The following is a 17,365-nucleotide window of genomic DNA, read 5'->3' on the forward strand; positions in this document are numbered from 1 at the left end:
CGCGGGTCCTGGGTTTTGTCGGCGGTGCGCCTGGCCAGGTGTGTGGGTGGGGGGGGAGGGTGGCTAGGGGGGTGAGCCGCGACACGCGGGTGGGGGGGGCAACGACTGACGAGGGCCATGATCGCCGCGGTTTTATGACGCGAAGTGACGCACGGTGCGCGCACCGTGCGCTTCATCGATGCGCTTCGTCGACCCGCTTCACCGCACGAGGCAAGGCCGCTTGTTGTCGAACTTCCAGTTCGGGATGAGATATTGCATGGCGATGCCGTCATCGCGCGCGCCGAGGCCGTGCTGCTGATACAGCGCGTGCGCCTTCTCGATCTCATCCATATCCAGTTCGACGCCGAGACCCGGCGTGCTCGGCACCTTCACCTTGCCGCCGACGATTTGCAGCGGATCGCGCGACAGACGCTGGCCGTCCTGCCAGATCCAGTGCGTGTCGATAGCCGTGATCTTGCCCGGCGCGGCGGCCGCGACGTGCGTGAACATCGCGAGCGATACGTCGAAGTGATTGTTCGAATGGGAGCCCCATGTGAGGCCCCAGTCGTTGCACATCTGCGCCACGCGCACGGAGCCTTGCATCGTCCAGAAGTGCGGATCGGCGAGCGGAATATCCACCGATTGCAGTTGGATGGCGTGGCCCATCTGACGCCAGTCGGTGGCGATCATGTTCGTCGCGGTCGGCAGGCCCGTCGCGCGGCGGAATTCGGCCATCACTTCGCGGCCCGAATAGCCGTTCTCCGCGCCGCACGGGTCTTCTGCGTAAGCCAGCACGTCGTGCTGATCGCGGCACAGGCGAACGGCTTCCGCGAGCGACCACGCGCCGTTCGGATCCAGCGTCACGCGCGCATCCGGGAAACTTTCTGCGAGCGCCGTCACGGCCTCGATCTCCGCATCGCCGGCGAGCACGCCGCCTTTCAGCTTGAAGTCGTTGAAACCGTAACGCGCCTGCGCCGCTTCGGCGAGCCGCACCACCGCTTCCGGCGTCAGCGCGACTTCGGTGCGCAGGCGTTCCCAGTCGTCCTTGCCGCTCTCGCCGGATGCGTACGGCAGATCGGTGCGACTGCGGTCGCCGATATAGAACAGATAGCCGAGCATCTCCACTTCGTCGCGTTGCTGCCCTTCGCCGAGCAGCGCCGCGACCGGCACGCCGAGATGCTGCCCGAGCAGATCGAGCAATGCCGCTTCCAGCGCAGTGACGGCGTGGATGGTCGTGCGCAGATCGAAGGTTTGCAGGCCGCGACCGCCCGCATCGCGGTCGGCGAACTGCGTGCGCACGCGATTGAGCACTGCCTGAATGTTGCCGATGGACTGACCCACGACAAGCGAACGCGCGTCGTCGATGGTCTTGCGGATATTCTCGCCGCCCGGCACTTCGCCGACGCCCGTGTTGCCCGCGCTGTCCGTGAGAATCACGATATTGCGCGTGAAGAACGGCGCATGCGCGCCCGACAGGTTCATCAGCATGCTGTCGCGCCCCGCAACGGGAATCACGCGCAATTCGGTAACGGTGGGCGTCGCGTTGACGCGAGTCGAAGTCATGGACATGAGCGAAATACCATCGGTTGATTTGGATATAGCGCGCGTCGTTCTGATGCGACGGCGACTTGATCCGGTTTCCTAACTTTATACCTATTCAATGCGTTCATTCGGCCAGCTGGAAGCGTTCGATCTTGCCGACGACGAACACGTAGCAAACGATCGCAATCAACGCATTCGCGCTCACGAAGACGAGCGCCGCCGCGAACGAGCCGGTTCCCTGCACGAGATAGCCGATCACGATCGGCGTCGTGATGCCCGCCGTATTGCCGAAGGTGTTGAAGAGCGCCGCGCACAGGCCGCTCGCCTGCTTCGGCGCGGTGTCGGATACGACGGCCCAGCCGAGCGCGCCGATGCCCTTGCCGAAAAACGCCGCCGCCATGATGCCGATCACGAGCCACTGGTTATCGACGTAGTTGCACGCGATCATGCAGGTCGAGAGCAGCAGGCCGACGACGATCGGCACCTTGCGCGCGGTGCTCGTCGAGAAGCCGTGCTTCATCAGCCGATCCGACACCACGCCGCCCAGCAGACCGCCGAGGAAACCGGCGATGGCCGGAATGGATGCGACCACGCCCGCCTTCAGGATCGACATATGCCGTTCCTGCACGAGATAGATCGGGAACCAGGTCAGGAAGAAATACGTGAGCGTCGTGATGCAGTACTGCGCGATGAAGACGCCGAGCATCATGCGGCTTTTTAGCAATTGCGCGAGCGCATGACGGCCATGCGTGCGGCTGTTATGTGTATCCGTTTGCGCGGCGCGGCGTTCCTTCGCCACTTGCCGGTCTTCGAGGTCGACCATTGCGCCGTTGTCGGCGATATATCGAAGCTCGGCCTCGTTTGCGAGCGGATGTTGACGCGGCGCGTAGATGGTCTTCAACCACAGGCCGGCGACGAGTATGCCGAGCGCGCCCATCGCATAGAAGACATGCGGCCAGCCGTAAGCGTGCGTGATCCAGCCCATGATGGGCGAGAACAGCACGGTCGCGAAGTACTGAGCCGAATTGAACATGGCCGATGCGGTGCCGCGCTCGGCGGTGGGAAACCACGTCGCGGTCAGGCGCGCGTTGCCCGGAAACGCGGGCGCTTCCGCCGCGCCGACGAGAAAGCGCATCAGAAAGAGCGTGGCGAACGCGACGCCGACCGGCAATGCCGCAACGAAGCCCTGAACAGCCGTGAGCAACGACCAGAAGAAGATGCTGAATGCGTAGACGCGCTTGGAACCGAAGCGATCCAGCAGCCAGCCGCTCGGAATCTGCGCGATCACATAGGCCCACGCGAACGACGAGAAGATATAACCCATCTCCACCGGCGAGATGTGCAGCGCTTTCTGGATGGACGAGCCCGTGATGGAAATGGTCGCGCGGTCCGCGTAATTGATCGTCGTGACGAGAAAGAGCATGAAGACGATCAGGAACCGCGCCTTGCTGCGTGCGGCGTAGCTCGAAGTCTGACCGTCGGCGCCGGCCGCTCGTTCGTCCAGTGGGTCCGCGGCCATCGAAGTCGCAGTCCGTTGTATGCCTCGCTCCATCGTCGTCTCCGGCTAAGTTGTGCGATGTCTCATCGTTAGCGAAGCATATGTTAGCGCAAACATCGATGAAATCCGGGTTTTCCCGCTGCGCAGAGATACGACGTCTTATTTCTACGATCGTTCGGTTGTGTGCCTCTGAGGCTACAATCGAACGAAACAAGGGGACTCGAATGGAAGAGAGTTACGCGCCGGCCAAGCTCGGTTCGACAGAAGCCAACGACAGCGTGACGCTGGAAGACGTCGCGCGTCTGGCGGGCGTCACCGCAATGACCGTCTCGCGCACGCTCAAGCGCCCCGAACTCGTTCGCGAGGAAACGCGCCAGCGCGTGATGGATGCCGTGCGCGCAACCGGCTACGTGCCGAACCTGCTGGCGGGCGCGCTTGCGACGAACAAGAGTCATCTGATCGCCCTCTTGCTGCCGACCATCGCCACGTCGATCTTCACGGACATGGTTCAGAGCCTCATGGCGACGCTCGCGCCTGCCGGCTATCAAACGTTGCTCGGCCTGACGGACTATCTTCCGGAGCGCGAGGAGCAGCTGGTCGAAACGCTGCTCGGGCGACGGCCCGACGCCATCGTGCTGACCGGCACCGAGCATTCGCCGCTCACGCGGGAACGGCTGCGCAGAACGAAGGTGCCGATCATCGAGATCTGGGACCTGACCGACGACCCTATCGACATGCTGATCGGCTTCTCACACGAAGCAGTCGGCGTCGAGGTCGCGCGCCATCTGTTGGCGAAGGGGTATCGGCGGTTCGCGGTCCTGTCGGCCGACGACCCGCGCGGCGTGCGGCGAAGCATGAGCCTGATCGACGAACTGAAGCGCCACGGAAACGGCGACGTACCGATGGAAGTGCTGCCCGCTCCGGCCACGCTTCAGACCGGGCGCGAAGGCTTCGCTCGACTGCTGGACCGCGGCTTGCCCGAGGTCATCGTGTGCAGCACCGACACGCTCGCGCAGGGCATTCTGGCGGAGGCAGCGAAGCGCGGCATCGCCATTCCCCACGACGTGGCCGTGATGGGCTTCGGCGATCTGAGCACCGCGGCACATGTTCATCCTTCGCTGTCGACGGTGCGCATCGACGGCGCCTCCATCGGCAGACTGGCCGCCGAGGCGCTCGTAGACAGGCTGGACGGAAGGCACCCCGCGCAACCGGCACTGAGGGTCGACACAGGGTTTGCGATCATCGACCGCGAGAGTGCTTGAAAGAGGCGTTCGGCTCGTTGAGCACAACGTTGCTCATGCGAAGACTGTCGTGAACAGTCAACGCGGCGTCAACTGCGCGGCACCAATCCGAGCGGCTTCGCTTCGCCGGGCGCATCGGACGTCAACGGCTCCGGTGCGTTCTTGCGCTTCAGCCCTTCCCCGAGCGTGGTGCCGTTCGACTTGCGACGAGCCGCGTGCCGCTCGATCACGCGTTGCAGCAAGCAGAACGCGCAGAGCAACGCGCCGATGACAATGCGCGTCCACCACGAACTGAGCGTGCCGTCGAACGTAATCAGCGTCTGAATGGTGCCGAGAATGCCGACGCCGAACACGGAGCCGATGACGTATCCGACGCCGCCCGTGAGCAGCGTTCCGCCGATCACCGTCGCGGCGATGGCGTCGAGTTCCATGCCCTGCCCTTGCAGCCCGTATCCAGAGAGCACGTAGAGCGTGAAGACCACGCCGCCGAGCGCCGAACAGAAACCGCTCAACGCGTACACGCCGACCTTGGTGCGCGCGACCGGCAAGCCCATCAGCAACGCCGAGCGTTCGTTGCCGCCGACCGCATAGACGTTGCGGCCAAAGCGCGTGAAGTGCGCGACGAAGATCGCCACCAGCAGCGTAGCGACGGCGACGAGCGCGCCCGCCGTGACCGACGCCCCGCCGACATCCACATGAAACCCGGAGAGCGCGTGGAAAGTGGGATCGTTGATCGTGATGGATTGCGTCGTGATCAGAAAGCAGGCCCCGCGCGCGAGGAACATGCCGGCCAGTGTCACGATGAACGGCTGCAGCTTGAAGAAGTGAATGAGCGCGCCCATGGCGGCGCCGTAGAGCGCGCCCGCCGCGAGCACCAGCGGCACGATCACCCACACCGGCCAGTGCAACTTCTCGGCGAAGACGGCGCAGAGAATGGTCGTCAGCGCGACGACCGAGCCGACCGACAGATCGATGCCACCCGACACGATGACGAACGTCATGCCGATGGCGACGATCAGCAGGAACGCATTGTCGATCAAAAGGCCGAGCAGCACTTGCAGCGAGAAGAAGCCGGTGTACATTACCGAACCGAAGCCGAAGAGCGCGGCAAACAGCACGATGGTGATGACGATGGGCAAGACGCGCGGGTCCGTCACGCGGTCGAACACATTTCTCATTTCGATGACTCCGCGAGCGGCTGTTTCGATGCGACCGGGAACACGCGCTTCAATTGACGCATCAGCACCGTGCGCGCAGTGGCCGATTGAATGACGCTCACCACCAGCACCACCGCCGCCTTCACGACGAGCGTCGCTTCGGGCGGCACGCCGATGGAATACGTCGTGTAAGTGAGCGTCTGGATGATGAGCGCGCCGAGCACGGTGCCCGCGAGACTGAAACGCCCGCCGAGCAGCGACGTGCCGCCGAGCGTGACCGCAAGGATCGCGTCGAGTTCGAGCAGCAGGCCGGCGTTGTTGCCGTCGGCGCTGCGCACGTTCGAGCTGGCGAGCACACCAGCCATCGCGGCCGCGAGGCCCGAGAACGCATACACGCCGAACACGATCATGCTCGAACGCAAGCCGACGAGCCTCGTCGCGACCGGATTCACGCCGATGGCGCGGATGAACAGGCCGAGCGCCGTGCGGTTGACGAGGAGCGCGGTCAGCACGAGCGCGCCGCATGCGACCCACACGGAACACGGCACGCTCGCGAGATAGCCGCCACCGACGAGCAGATAGCCCTTTGCGCCGATGGGGATGATCTGTCCGCCCGTCAGCAACTGCGCGACGCCGCGTCCCGCGACCATCAGAATGAGCGTTGCGATGATCGGCTGCATGCCGATGAACGCCACCAGCAAGCCGTTCCACATGCCGCCGAGCACGCCGACTCCGAGCGCCGCCGCGATGGCGAGCGGCACGCGCGACGGATCGTCGGCGAGAATCGTGGCGGCGGTCGCGCCCGCAATGGCGACGATCGCGCCCACGGAGATGTCGATGCCTCGCGTCGCGATCACGAGCGTCATGCCGAGCGACACGAGCACGAGCGGCGCCGCGCGATTGAGAATGTCGATGGGCGCGCCGAACAGATGGCCGTCGAGCATCGTGATGGAGAGGAAGTTCGCGTTGTGCGAGAGATCGAGCACGCACAGCGCGATCAGCGTCAGGCACGGCCACACGAGCGGATGCTGAGACATCGCCTTGATCGTGTTCATTCCGAGCCTCCCGCGATGAGCCGGTACACGTCATCTTCGGACGCGGTATGGCCCGCGACTTCGGCGACCTTGCGTCGGTCGCGCAGTACCGCGATCCGGTGACTCACGCGCACGACCTCGCTCACTTCCGACGAGATGAAGAGAATGGAAAGACCCTTTGCGCAGAGCGCGAGCACGCGGTCCATGATCTCGAACTTCGCGGCCACGTCGATGCCGCGCGTCGGTTCGTCGAGAATCAGCATCTTCGGTTCGGTCGCGAGCCAGCGCGCAAGCAGCACCTTCTGCTGATTGCCGCCCGATAACAGGCCGATGGGTTGCTCCGCGTCGCGCGCCTTGATGCCGAACTGCTGAATATAGCGGTTGGCGATCTCGCGCTGCTTCGCCTTGCCGATGCAGCGCCACAGTCCGCGCCGCGCCTGCACCGCGAGGATGATGTTCTCGCGTATGGAAAGATCCGCAACGATGCCTTCCTTCTTGCGGTCTTCGGGACAGTAACCCATGCCGTGACGCACCGCATCGCGCGGCGAATGCAGCTTCACCGTCTTGCCGCCGATACGCGTCGCGCCCGCATCGGAGCGTTCCGCGCCGAACAGAAGCCGCGCCGTTTCGGTGCGGCCCGAGCCGAGCAGACCGGCGAGCCCGAGTATCTGTCCGGGCTGCACGTCGATATCGACGGGATTCATCACGCCGCGCCGCGCCACGCCGCGCATCTCCAGAAACGGCGCCACGCTGCTCTGCTCAGCGGGCGCTTCCGTCGCCGCGCTTTCCAGCCGTTCGGTCATGCGCTCATGGCCGACCATCTTCGAGACGAGCAGTTCGACGGGCAAGTCCTTGGCGAGATATTCGCCTTCGCGCTCGCCATTGCGCATGACCGTGATGCGGTCGGATATCGCGTAAGTCTGTTCGAGAAAGTGCGTGACGAAGAGAATCGCGAGACCGGAATCGCGCAGTTTGCGCAGCACGTCGAAGAGCCGCGTGACTTCGCCGTCGTCGAGGCTGGATGTGGGCTCGTCGAGGATGAGCACGCGCGCATCGACCGACAGCGCCCGCGCGATCGCCACCATCTGCTGCACCGCGATGGGATACGTATCGAGCGACTTGGTGACGTCCACCGTGACGTTCAGTTCGGCGAGCGCCGCTTGCGCGCGCGCGTGAATCGTTCGCCAGTCGATTGCGCCGCGCCGCTTCGGCTGCCGGCCCGCGAACATGTTCTCGGCCACCGACAAGTTCGGGCACAGATTCACTTCCTGATACAGCGTCTGAATGCCGGCCGCTTCCGCTTCGAGCGGCGCGGTGAAATGCACCGGTTGGCCGGCGAGCCGGATCTCGCCGGCGTCGGGCTCGTGCACGCCGGTGAGCACGTTGATGAGCGTCGATTTGCCCGCGCCGTTCTGCCCCATCAGCGTGTGAACCTCGCCGGGGAACAAGCGGAAGCGGACGTCATGCAACGCGCGCACGCCGGGGAAAGACTTCGACAGGCCGATCGTTTCGAGCACGGGAGCGTCGGTCATGGAGAGCGCCGGCTAGAGAGAAGAATCGTCCATCGCGCGGCAAAACGCCTGCGCGATGGACGCGCACGCGTTTAGTACTTGCGCTGCGGCAGAGTCTGCGCGGCCACGCTCATCGGGAAGATGGTTTCTTCGGTCACGATGCGCTTGGGCAATTGCTTGCCCGCGACGATATCCTTCACGGCGGTCATCAACTGCGGCCCGAGCAGCGGACTGCATTCGACGTCCACGTTGATTTTGCCCGCGATCATCGCTTCGAAGCCGCCCTTGGTGGCGTCGAACGAAACGACGGTCACGTCCTTGCCGGGCTTCATGCCGGCCTCTTCCATCGCCTGAATCGCGCCGAGCGCCATGTCGTCGTTATGCGCGTAGACCACGTTGATCTGCTTGCCGTAGGTCTTCACGAACGCTTCCATGACCTGCTTGCCGCCCGCGAGCGTGAAGTCGCCGCTTTGCGAAGCGATGACCTTGAACTTCGGGTCGTTCTTGATGACTTCGAGCAGACCGGCGCGCCGGTCGTTGGCCGGAGCCGAGCCGACCGTGCCCTGCAATTCCACGATATTGATCGGCCCTTTCTCGTTCTTATAGTGATCTTCCAGCCACTTGCCGCCACGACGGCCTTCCTCGAGGAAGTCGGAGCCGATCATGGTCACATAGAGCGACTTGTCTTTCACGTCGATATTGCGGTCCGTGAGGATGACCGGAATCTTGGCGTTCTTCGCTTCCACGAGAATCGGTTCCCAACCGGATTCGACGACCGGGGAGAATGCGATCACATCGACTTTTTGGGCAATATACGAGCGGATCGCCTTGATCTGATTTTCCTGCTTCTGCTGGGCATCGGAGAATTTGAGGTTGATGCCCGCGTCCTTGGCGGCCGTTTTAACGGAGACGGTATTGGCGGTCCGCCACGCGCTTTCGGCGCCGACCTGCGCGAAACCCAGCGTGATCTGCTTGTTCTCGGCGTGTGCGCTGATGCCCGCGGCAAACAACAGGACCGAACCAAGCATTGCGCTCAGCACCGTGCGTCGGGTCTGTTTCATTATCGTCTCCTGATGGATCATTTTTGCCGCGGCTCTGAGTCCGCGGTCCTCGACTCAGGATTGAGTCCTGCGCAAGATTAGTCTGACGACGCATGCGGGTCCAATCACTTATTGGGCGTCGACGATGCCAAGACTGATATCAGGGAAAACACGGTTAATGGGCGTTGCGGATTGCTAATTCACTGTGAGGATTCTATGTAAATGCTGGCTTCGTCTGTGCCATGGCGCGAGGTTTATCCCACGTTTTGGAATGCGCTATTTGCCTGCGCCAGTGATAACTCTAGGCTACGAATGAGCACCGTAAAAGGCAACCCGGCGGTTTGCGATTAGTGAACCGAAGAAGACGCCAATGGCGCGCGAACATTTGCGTGGCCTATCCTCCGCGAACGTCGCGCAATGGTTGAAGGGCCGGCAGTGGTGAGGACGCTGGCGCGAACGCGACATGTACACGTGAGATGGAAGTGCCGAACGCTAACGTCGCTGAACACGTCGCCATCCATTTGCGCGAAGCCGCGGCGGCTCGTGCTCCCGCGTAGCTTCGCACCGAGCCGAAAATGCCAGTCCGCTCGGTGATTCGTCGCTGTGACCGTGAAGGCGAGGGCTCGTCTGCACTCGCCTTCGAAGACAACGCTACTTTCCGCTAACCAGACTCTTCGTCTGCGAGGCGATCGCGGCCAGCCCCTTTTCGACGATCTCCTGCCAGTCGCTCGAAGTCACCACCTGTTTCGATTCGCTCACACGCGTCTTGAGGCTTTGATCACCGTGCAGCGCGCCCACCTCGCCAGACAACCGCAGTTCCGACTTGTGATTCGTCGTAACCGACCAGAATCCGGGTTGGAACCAGGCCCAGAAGTCGATGATCTCGGCACTCACTTCCGGAGCAGTCGCAAACTCGGGATCGCCCGGCTTGACTACGATGTAACCCGCCTCCTGGAAGCCCGATGTCAACGCTCCTTCAACCAGACCCGAAACCGTCTTGCCCTGAGGAAGCACCACGTCGCCGAGCGCCTTTCCGTAGCCGTTTCTCTTTCGGCCGATTGCACGCGCCTTCGAAGCGTCGCTCGCATCTTCGTCGGGATCCAGCGACGCCATGTCGGCGCTTGGAGGCTTGACGGCGAATGCGCGCTTGTCCTGCGGGGAATCGATCCGCACATATTTCCCGGTCGAGGGGTTCGTGCTTTGCGGCGCAGCAACGTCGACGGTTGTTCGCCCCGCTGCACATCCCGCGAGGATCGAAACGATAAGGGTACAGAATGCGATACGGCTTACCACCATGCTCTAGTTCTCCGGTTGATTTTTGTTAGACGCGAAGCCCGCCAGTCATCGAGCGCGCTCGCGCCTATCGTCATCTAACGGCGCAGCACCGGAAAACTTGAGTCTCGGAACCGCAGGGTGGACGATTCAGGTGGTCATTGGCAACAACATGTGCGCCGACTGCCTGTCCTCCGCTCGCGCATCTGATTTCAGCCGCGTCGAACGCCGCGACGGACACTCGTGCGTCAATTTAAGGTCAACCGGCCAACCCGCAGCCGGCTTCCGCTTCCGTCAATCACGCAGCATGCACGCGGCATGCAGGCTATCCAGCCGTCGCGCGGCATCCGCGACATACGGGTTCGTCTCGTCCCACGCGTACCCGGCCAGCACGGCGCTGACCATGCGTCGGATCACAGGCGTCTGATTCGGTGCAAAGATGATGTCCTGCAACTTGCCCGAATACCAGCGTTCAACGAACGCGCGGAACGTGTCGATGCCACGGCGCAACGGCACGTCGTAATGCGCGTGCCAGTCGATAGCTTCGCCATTCAATTGACGGTCCAGGGTCCGAACGGCGAGATGCGCCGAACGCAGCGCAATGGTCACCCCCGACGAAAACACCGGATCGAGGAACTCACCCGCGTTGCCGAGCAGCGCATACCCGTCGCCGTGAAGCGTTTCGACGTTCGCGGAATAACCACCGATATGCCGCACCTGCATCAAAAAAGGCGCATTGCCGATCAAGCGGTTCAGCGTCGGTTCGCTTTGAATCAGTGAACGGAGCTTCTGCTCGCGCTCGGCTTCATCGACGTCGAGAAACGCCGCTTCGGCCACGCAACCCACGGACGACCGCCCATTCGCGAGCGGAATCATCCAGTACCACACATCGCGATGCTCGGGATGCACGGCCACGGTAATCTTGTTGCGATCGTGCGCCTCGACCGGAATGCCGTCGCGCACATGCGTGAAGATGGCCGCGCGCGTGGCAAGGCGCGTCGGCGCTTCCAGGTTGAGAAGCCGTGGCAGCACGCGTCCGAAGCCGCTTGCGTCGAGCACGAAGCGCGCATGCACCTGATATTGCGTACCGGCCTCGTCGACGACATCGAGCACCGGCGCATCGCCCGTCTTCATCGCGAGCACGGTATGACCGAAGCGCACGTCAGCGCCCTGCTCCATCGCACAGCGGATGAGCAAGTCGTCGAATACCGCTCGTTCCACCTGATACGTCGTGCCCCATCCGTCGGAATGCTTGTCGCGGAAGTCATAAGCCGCCGCCTGATCGCGATACACGAATTGCGCGCCGTTCTTGTACTGAAAGCCCGCTTCGACGACCGCGCGCAGCATGCCCGCTTCCTCGAGATACGCCATGCTTTGCGGCAAGAGACTTTCGCCGATCGAAAAGCGCGGGAAATGCTGGCGTTCGAGCACCAGCACGGATCGACCGGCTTTGCGCAGCAGCGCGGCAGCGACCGCGCCCGACGGTCCCGCGCCGATGATGGCGACATCGACTTCAGCGTTCATCGAATTTTCTGTGTTCATCTTCTACTTCCTTTCGTCGCACGCAGCGACGTATTGCAAACACGACACATTCGCCGCGCGTGAGCGATTACAATCACGCGCGGACCATGCATCAATAACACCAACACTTCTTTACCGGATTCAATCGTGCAGTTCACCGAAACATCGAATGTGCCGTTCGTGCCCGAGACTTCTTTCGGCGTCTGGTTCCTGCGCACGCATACGTGGGAGCACCACGTTCTGCGCGTCGCGATCAACGACCTCAAGCGCCTCATCGACTTTCCGTTGCCCGCCGCGCCCGTGATCGTCGATGTCGGCTGCGGTCAGGGCTTGTCGTTCCGTCTGCTTGCGCAAGCGTTCAAGCCGCAGCGCATCGTCGGCATCGACTTTCACGAGCCGTCGCTCGCGCTTGCGGCCCAATCCGCGCAAGTCTGCGCGCAGCGCCCCGATACCGCCGCGACGCAAATCGAACTGCTTCACGGCGATTGCGCGAATCTTCCGCTGCAAGACGCGAGCGCCGATATCGTCTTCTGTCACCAGACGTTTCATCACCTCGTCGAGCAGGAACGCGCGCTCGCCGAATTCCGTCGCGTACTCAAGCCAGGCGGCGTGCTCATGTTCGCCGAATCGACCGATGCCTATATCAAGTCCTGGGTCATCCGGCTGCTTTTTCGTCATCCGATGCAAGTGCAAAAGAGCGCCGACGGCTATCTCGACATGATCCGCAACGGCGGCTTCAGCTTCGGACCGCACAACGTTTCGCTGCCGTATCTGTGGTGGAGCCGCGCGAAAGATTTCGGGCTGCTGGAACGCATCGGCCTCTATACGCCGAAGCCCGGAAAGCGGCGCGAAACCCTTGTGAACGTCGTCGCAAGAAAGACCTCTGATTGACGGCATGACGAGCGAGCGGCGCATACGTCGAGACATGCGCCGCTCGCAGCTTCTGCCTCAGTTCTTCAGCTTGACCACTTCGCCCTTCAGCGCGACGCCTGCCACCACGGCGCCCGCGCCGCACGTGAACTCCGTTGCGCTCTCGCGCTCCACGTTCTGGTAGTTACTCTTGATATTGATGACCGCGTCGCCGCCTTCCTTGCGGGCGCGCTCCTGCAACTCCATCACAGCCGAAAGGAATACGTGCTGGCAAGCGTCCTCGTCGCTCTTGCCGAACGCGTTGGTTTTCTTGTTGGTCGCAAACACCCCGAGGGATTTCACCACCACCGGATGCGCTTGCCCCGCGAAATAGAGCGGAATGTCCTTGTCGACCTTGTCGGGTTCGCTAACCAGCGCCGGTGCGACGGGATAGATCCGGATCGTATTGCGCGCGAACGCTTGCGACGAAAGCAGCATGGCGGCAAGTGCCGCGCAAAAGAAAAGACGCTTCATAGGTTTCGAGTTCGTGGTTGATCGCTTATTCGACGTCCAGCTTCACGACATCTCCGCGCACGGCGAGCGTCGAGCCGTTATTGCTAGAGCCGCAGATGAACTCCGTCGCTGACGCGGTCTCCGTGTGCTGGAAGCGCGTCCTGACGTTGATCACCGCGTCCGCGTGCTGCTCGCGCGCATAGTCGCGCAACTGATCGAGCGCCTTGCCGAGCGCGATATTGCACGTCGCTTCCTGGCCGTCCATCGTGCGGGCCACGCGCACTGCGACTTCCTTCTTGCCGAGCATCGTCTTGACGTTCGCGTGCTTCTGATCGCCGAAATACAAGGTGACGTCCTTCGCGCTTTGCGTCTGCGCTGCTTGCGGCATCGGCAGCGAGCGGACCTGCGTCGTGCAGCCTGCTTGCGTGATCAGCGCGCCAGCCATCATCGTCAGAAGGAGTATCTTTTTCATGGGTGCGGTTTCGCTTCTATGTGGTTATGCGTGTTTTCGAATAAGCGCCCGTTATGCGCCGACGGGCAGCGGCTCAAATCTTTCGAACACGAGGCTCGCGGAACTGCCGCCGAAACCGAAGGAGATCGACATCGCGCGCTCGATGCGCGCCTCGCATGTCTCGCGCACGAGCGGGATGCCAAGCGCGAGCGGTTCGGGCGAGCCGGCCGTTCGCGTGCCTGCAATGAAACCGTCGCGCATCATCAGCAATGTGTAGATCGCTTCATGCACGCCGCTTGCGCCGAGCGGATGTCCCGTCAGTCCCTTCGTCGACGAGAACGGCGGCACGTTCGCACCGAAGACCGTCTGCAATGCGCGCAGTTCTTCGACGTCGCCGAGCGGCGTGGAGGGCGCGTGCGTGTTGATGTAATCGGGCGATGCGCCCGCTTGGTCCAGCGCCATGCGTAGCGCCCGCGCGATGCCGTGCGAGTGCGGCGACACCATGCCCGCGCCGTCCGTGCTCTCGCCGAAGCCAGTCAGTTCCGCGTAGATGCGCGCGCCGCGTGCGAGCGCGTGGTCGAGCGCCTCGAGCACCAGCACGCCGGCGCCGGAGCCGATCACGAAGCCGTCGCGCGCGCTGTCGTAAGGGCGCGAGGCTTGCGAAGGCGTTTCGTTGAAACCGCGCGACAACGCGTGCATCGCGTCGAACATCAGCGTCATGTTGTCATGCAGCGCCTCGCTGCCGCCCGCCAACACGATCTGCTGACGTCCGGTCTGGATCAACTGCATGGCTTGTCCGATGGCGAGCGCAGATGTCGTGCACGCCGACGAAGGCGAATACGCGACGCCCTCGATGCCGAACGCCTGCGCGACATTCGCGGATGCGGTGCTGCTCATCGCCTTCGGGACTGTGTACGGCGGGGTTCTTTCGATGCCGCGCGTCACCGCGATACTCAGTGCCGCGTCGTACTCGGCCATCGCGCCGACGCCCGAGCCGATCACCGCGCCGACTTTCGGCGAACGCAGCAGGGCGTGATCGAGCCGCGCGTCGTCGATGGCTTTGCGCGCGGCATGGCAAGCGAAGCGCGCCGTCTCGCCCATGAACCGTTCGAGCTTGCGATCGAAAGGCGGCTCATCTTCCACCGACGCCACCGCCGCCACTTGCGAGCCGAAGCCTCGCTCGCGCCACGCATCGATGCGCGTGATGCCGGATCGCCCTTCCCTCAACGCAGCGCTGACCGTGTCGAGCGCATTGCCCAGACACGATACGATGCCCATGCCCGTCACGACGACGCGCTGCATGCCTCGCGCTCCGTTCATCGAACGCGCCGGAAAATGAGCGACGTATTGATGCCGCCGAACGCGAAGTTGTTGCTCATCACGTATTCGGCGTCGATCCTGCGTGCCTCGCCCGCGATGTAATCGAGCGGCGCGCAGGCGGCATCGACTTCGGTGAGATTGAGTGTCGGCGCGTACCAGTTGCGCTTCATCATTTCGATGGTCCACCACGCTTCCAGCGCACCGCAAGCGCCGAGCGTGTGTCCGACGTAGCTCTTGAGCGAACTGATCGGCATGCGCTCGCCGAAGGTCTGCGCGGTCGCATGACTTTCCGCAACGTCGCCGCGATCGGTGGACGTGCCATGCGCGTTCACGTAAGCAATGGCCTGCGGATCGAGCCGCGCGTCGTGCAGCGCGAGTTGCATGGCGCGCGCCATCGTGCTCGCCGTCGGCTGCGTCATGTGCGCGCCATCCGAGTTACAGCCGAAGCCGACGATCTCCGCATGAATCGTCGCGCCGCGCGCTACTGCGTGCTCGTAGTCTTCGAGCACGAGCGTCGCCGCGCCCTCGCCGACAACCAGTCCATCGCGTTTCGCATCGAACGGACGCGGCGTGAGATGCGGCTCGTCGTTGCGCGTGCTCGTCGCGTAGAGCGTGTCGAACACGGCGACGGCGGGACCCGAGAGCTCTTCCGCGCCGCCGGCGAGCATCATCGTCTGCTTGCCCGTGGCGATGGCTTCATACGCGAAGCCGATCGCCTGACTGCCCGATGCGCACGCCGATGATGTCGGCAGAATGCGGCCTTTCAGGTCCCAGAAGAGGCCGACGTTCACGGCCGTCGTGTGCGGCATCATCTGCACGTAGCTGTTCGACGTGACATCGGTCATCGAGCCGGTTCGCAGCATGGTGCCGAACGCGCGAATAGGCTCGACGGAACCCGACGACGATCCGTACGCGACGCCCATGCGTCCGTCGCTGATCGACGCGTCGCCGTCGAGGCCCGCATCCGCCAGCGCGAGTTCACTCGCGCGTACCGCGTACATCGACACGATGCCCATCGACCGCGTCTTCTTGCGCGGCCAGGCGACCGGCTGCTCGAACGCGGGCAGCGGACAAGCGAGGCGCGTATGCAGCCCTTCGAAGAAGTCCCACTCCGGCATGCGGCGCACCGCATTGCGTCCGCTCTTCAGCGCGGCTTCGATTTCATTCCACGAACTGCCGAGCGCCGTGACGCCGCCCATGCCCGTAACGACGACGCGCTTCATCAGATCATCCCGCCATTCACGCCGATCACCTGGCGCGTCACATAAGAAGCCGCATCCGACATGAGGAAGCCGACGACAGCGGCCACTTCGTTCGGCTGCCCGACGCGATTCATCGGCACCGTCTTCAGCGCGTGTTCAACGGGAACGTCGTCGAGCATGCCTGTATCGATCAGTCCGGGCGCGACGCAGTTCGCCGTGATGTTGCGCGACGCCAGTTCGACCGCGAGCGCCTTCGTCGCGCCGATGAGACCGGCTTTCGCCGCGCTGTAGTTCACCTGTCCGCGATTGCCCATCACGCCGGACACCGACGCGATGGTCACGATGCGGCCGCCCTGTTTCGCGCGCACCATCGGCATGGTGAGCGGATGGATCACGTTGTAGAAGGCGTCGAGGCCCGTTTCGATCACGACGTCCCAGTCTTCGTCGCTGAGTGCCGGAAACGCCGCATCGCGCGTCACGCCCGCGCTGCATACGATGCCGTAGTAGGCGCCGTGCGCGGCGAGGTCGGCTTCGAGCGCTTCACGGCAGGCGGCGCGGTCGCGCACGTCAAACTGCACGACGCGCGCCGTGCCACCTTGCGCAACGATGCCCGCCGTCACCGCTTCTGCTTCGGCGCGTCCGGTGCGGCAATGCACGGTGACGGCAAACCCGCCAGCGGCCAGTTGATACGCAATCGCCCGGCCAATGCCGCGGCTTGCGCCCGTTACGAGAACGCGCCGGCTCATGAACTGAAGCTCCCTTCGATGAATGTCTGAAAATCGTGTGGTTGAAAGACCTTGATGACGGCTTCGGCGCAACGCTCGCCGTCGCGGTCTATCGTGCACTCGTACGCGCCGTGGCCCCCTTCGCTGCGCAGCACCTCCTCCGCGCGAATGGCGAGCCGCGCATCGCGCGAGAAGGCGCTGACATGCGCGCGATAGCTGCGCGTGCCGAGCAGCACGCCGGGACGCGCGCGGCCGCCCGCGCGCATCGCGACGAGCGCGACATGCGCGGCGACGGCCTGCGCCATGAGTTCGATGCCGATCCATGCGGGCATCGCGCCGTGTTCGTCGGCATACCACGCGTCGGCGCGCACGGTGGCGAGCGCGGTGAGCGCGGCATCGCTGCACGCGATCACTTCGTCCACGAGCAGCATCGTGCCGCGATGAGGAATGATCGTTTCGATCGGCGGAAACGGGCCGTCGTGTTCGTCGCTTTGAATGTGTCCGGTCATC

At 63.5% G+C, this 17,365-nt stretch carries 16 protein-coding genes; 2 read left to right on the plus strand and 14 right to left on the minus strand.

The features are described from left to right. Positions 1-198: 198 nt before the first annotated feature. Both gudD and NCR35_RS18090 read right to left on the minus strand, forming a co-directional pair. Positions 199-1,548: a glucarate dehydratase gene (gene gudD, locus NCR35_RS18085; RefSeq protein ID WP_250535507.1), complete on the minus strand. Its 1,350-nt coding sequence runs from the start codon at positions 1,546-1,548 to the stop codon at positions 199-201. Between the two features lie 97 nt (positions 1,549-1,645). Continuing rightward, complete coding sequence (locus NCR35_RS18090) at positions 1,646-3,040, minus strand: MFS transporter (protein WP_284503128.1); 1,395 nt, start codon at positions 3,038-3,040, stop codon at positions 1,646-1,648. 203 nt (positions 3,041-3,243) lie between these two features. Between NCR35_RS18090 and NCR35_RS18095 the strand changes: the two genes are divergently transcribed. Then, complete coding sequence (locus NCR35_RS18095; protein ID WP_250535508.1) at positions 3,244-4,281, plus strand: LacI family DNA-binding transcriptional regulator; 1,038 nt, start codon at positions 3,244-3,246, stop codon at positions 4,279-4,281. 68 nt (positions 4,282-4,349) lie between these two features. On the opposite strand, the gene yjfF is transcribed toward NCR35_RS18095, so the two are convergent. The 6 genes from yjfF to NCR35_RS18125 all read right to left on the minus strand — a co-directional run bounded on the left by yjfF (position 4,350) and on the right by NCR35_RS18125 (position 11,816). Beyond that, positions 4,350-5,438 carry a galactofuranose ABC transporter, permease protein YjfF gene (gene yjfF, locus NCR35_RS18100; protein WP_244849498.1) on the minus strand — a complete coding sequence of 363 codons (1,089 nt, stop codon included), beginning with the start codon at positions 5,436-5,438 and terminating at the stop codon, positions 4,350-4,352. Continuing rightward, the gene (locus NCR35_RS18105; RefSeq protein ID WP_250535509.1) at positions 5,435-6,472 is read right to left on the minus strand and encodes an ABC transporter permease; all 1,038 of its coding nucleotides are present in this window, start codon (positions 6,470-6,472) and stop codon (positions 5,435-5,437) included. The genes yjfF and NCR35_RS18105 overlap by 4 nt, the downstream gene beginning before the upstream one ends. After that, positions 6,469-7,983 (minus strand): sugar ABC transporter ATP-binding protein, encoded by a 1,515-nt coding sequence (locus NCR35_RS18110; protein ID WP_250535510.1) that lies wholly within the window; start codon positions 7,981-7,983, stop codon positions 6,469-6,471. The genes NCR35_RS18105 and NCR35_RS18110 overlap by 4 nt, the downstream gene beginning before the upstream one ends. A gap of 71 nt (positions 7,984-8,054) precedes the next feature. Next, positions 8,055-8,990 carry an ABC transporter substrate-binding protein gene (locus tag NCR35_RS18115; protein ID WP_244850304.1) on the minus strand — a complete coding sequence of 312 codons (936 nt, stop codon included), beginning with the start codon at positions 8,988-8,990 and terminating at the stop codon, positions 8,055-8,057. 663 nt (positions 8,991-9,653) lie between these two features. Next, positions 9,654-10,298: a YajG family lipoprotein gene (locus NCR35_RS18120; protein ID WP_250535511.1), complete on the minus strand. Its 645-nt coding sequence runs from the start codon at positions 10,296-10,298 to the stop codon at positions 9,654-9,656. A gap of 270 nt (positions 10,299-10,568) precedes the next feature. After that, entirely contained in the window at positions 10,569-11,816 is a 1,248-nt protein-coding gene (locus NCR35_RS18125; protein WP_250535512.1) for an NAD(P)/FAD-dependent oxidoreductase, read from the minus strand. 126 nt (positions 11,817-11,942) lie between these two features. On the opposite strand from NCR35_RS18125, the gene NCR35_RS18130 reads away from it, so the two are divergent. Further along, the gene (locus tag NCR35_RS18130; RefSeq protein WP_250535513.1) at positions 11,943-12,686 is read left to right on the plus strand and encodes a class I SAM-dependent methyltransferase; all 744 of its coding nucleotides are present in this window, start codon (positions 11,943-11,945) and stop codon (positions 12,684-12,686) included. Positions 12,687-12,743: 57 nt separating this feature from the next. Here the strand turns inward: NCR35_RS18130 and NCR35_RS18135 are convergent, their stop codons facing one another. The 6 genes from NCR35_RS18135 to NCR35_RS18160 are packed head-to-tail and all read right to left on the minus strand — an operon-like array spanning position 12,744 to position 17,364. Further along, complete coding sequence (locus tag NCR35_RS18135; protein ID WP_250535514.1) at positions 12,744-13,178, minus strand: excinuclease ABC subunit A; 435 nt, start codon at positions 13,176-13,178, stop codon at positions 12,744-12,746. Between the two features lie 25 nt (positions 13,179-13,203). Continuing rightward, positions 13,204-13,629, minus strand: coding sequence for a hypothetical protein (locus NCR35_RS18140; RefSeq protein ID WP_250535515.1), 426 nt, complete (start codon positions 13,627-13,629; stop codon positions 13,204-13,206). Between the two features lie 51 nt (positions 13,630-13,680). Next, positions 13,681-14,910 (minus strand): beta-ketoacyl-[acyl-carrier-protein] synthase family protein, encoded by a 1,230-nt coding sequence (locus tag NCR35_RS18145; protein ID WP_250535516.1) that lies wholly within the window; start codon positions 14,908-14,910, stop codon positions 13,681-13,683. A 14-nt stretch (positions 14,911-14,924) separates the two neighbouring features. After that, positions 14,925-16,151, minus strand: coding sequence for a beta-ketoacyl-ACP synthase (locus NCR35_RS18150; RefSeq protein WP_250535517.1), 1,227 nt, complete (start codon positions 16,149-16,151; stop codon positions 14,925-14,927). Then, the gene (locus tag NCR35_RS18155; RefSeq protein WP_250535518.1) at positions 16,151-16,876 is read right to left on the minus strand and encodes a 3-ketoacyl-ACP reductase FabG2; all 726 of its coding nucleotides are present in this window, start codon (positions 16,874-16,876) and stop codon (positions 16,151-16,153) included. The genes NCR35_RS18150 and NCR35_RS18155 overlap by 1 nt, the downstream gene beginning before the upstream one ends. After that, positions 16,873-17,364, minus strand: a complete 492-nt coding sequence (locus NCR35_RS18160; protein ID WP_250535519.1) for an ApeP family dehydratase — start codon at positions 17,362-17,364, stop codon at positions 16,873-16,875. The genes NCR35_RS18155 and NCR35_RS18160 overlap by 4 nt, the downstream gene beginning before the upstream one ends. Position 17,365 lies beyond the last annotated feature (1 nt).

The sequence above is a fragment of the Caballeronia sp. AZ10_KS36 genome (assembly GCF_023631105.1).
GTDB lineage: Bacteria > Pseudomonadota > Gammaproteobacteria > Burkholderiales > Burkholderiaceae > Caballeronia.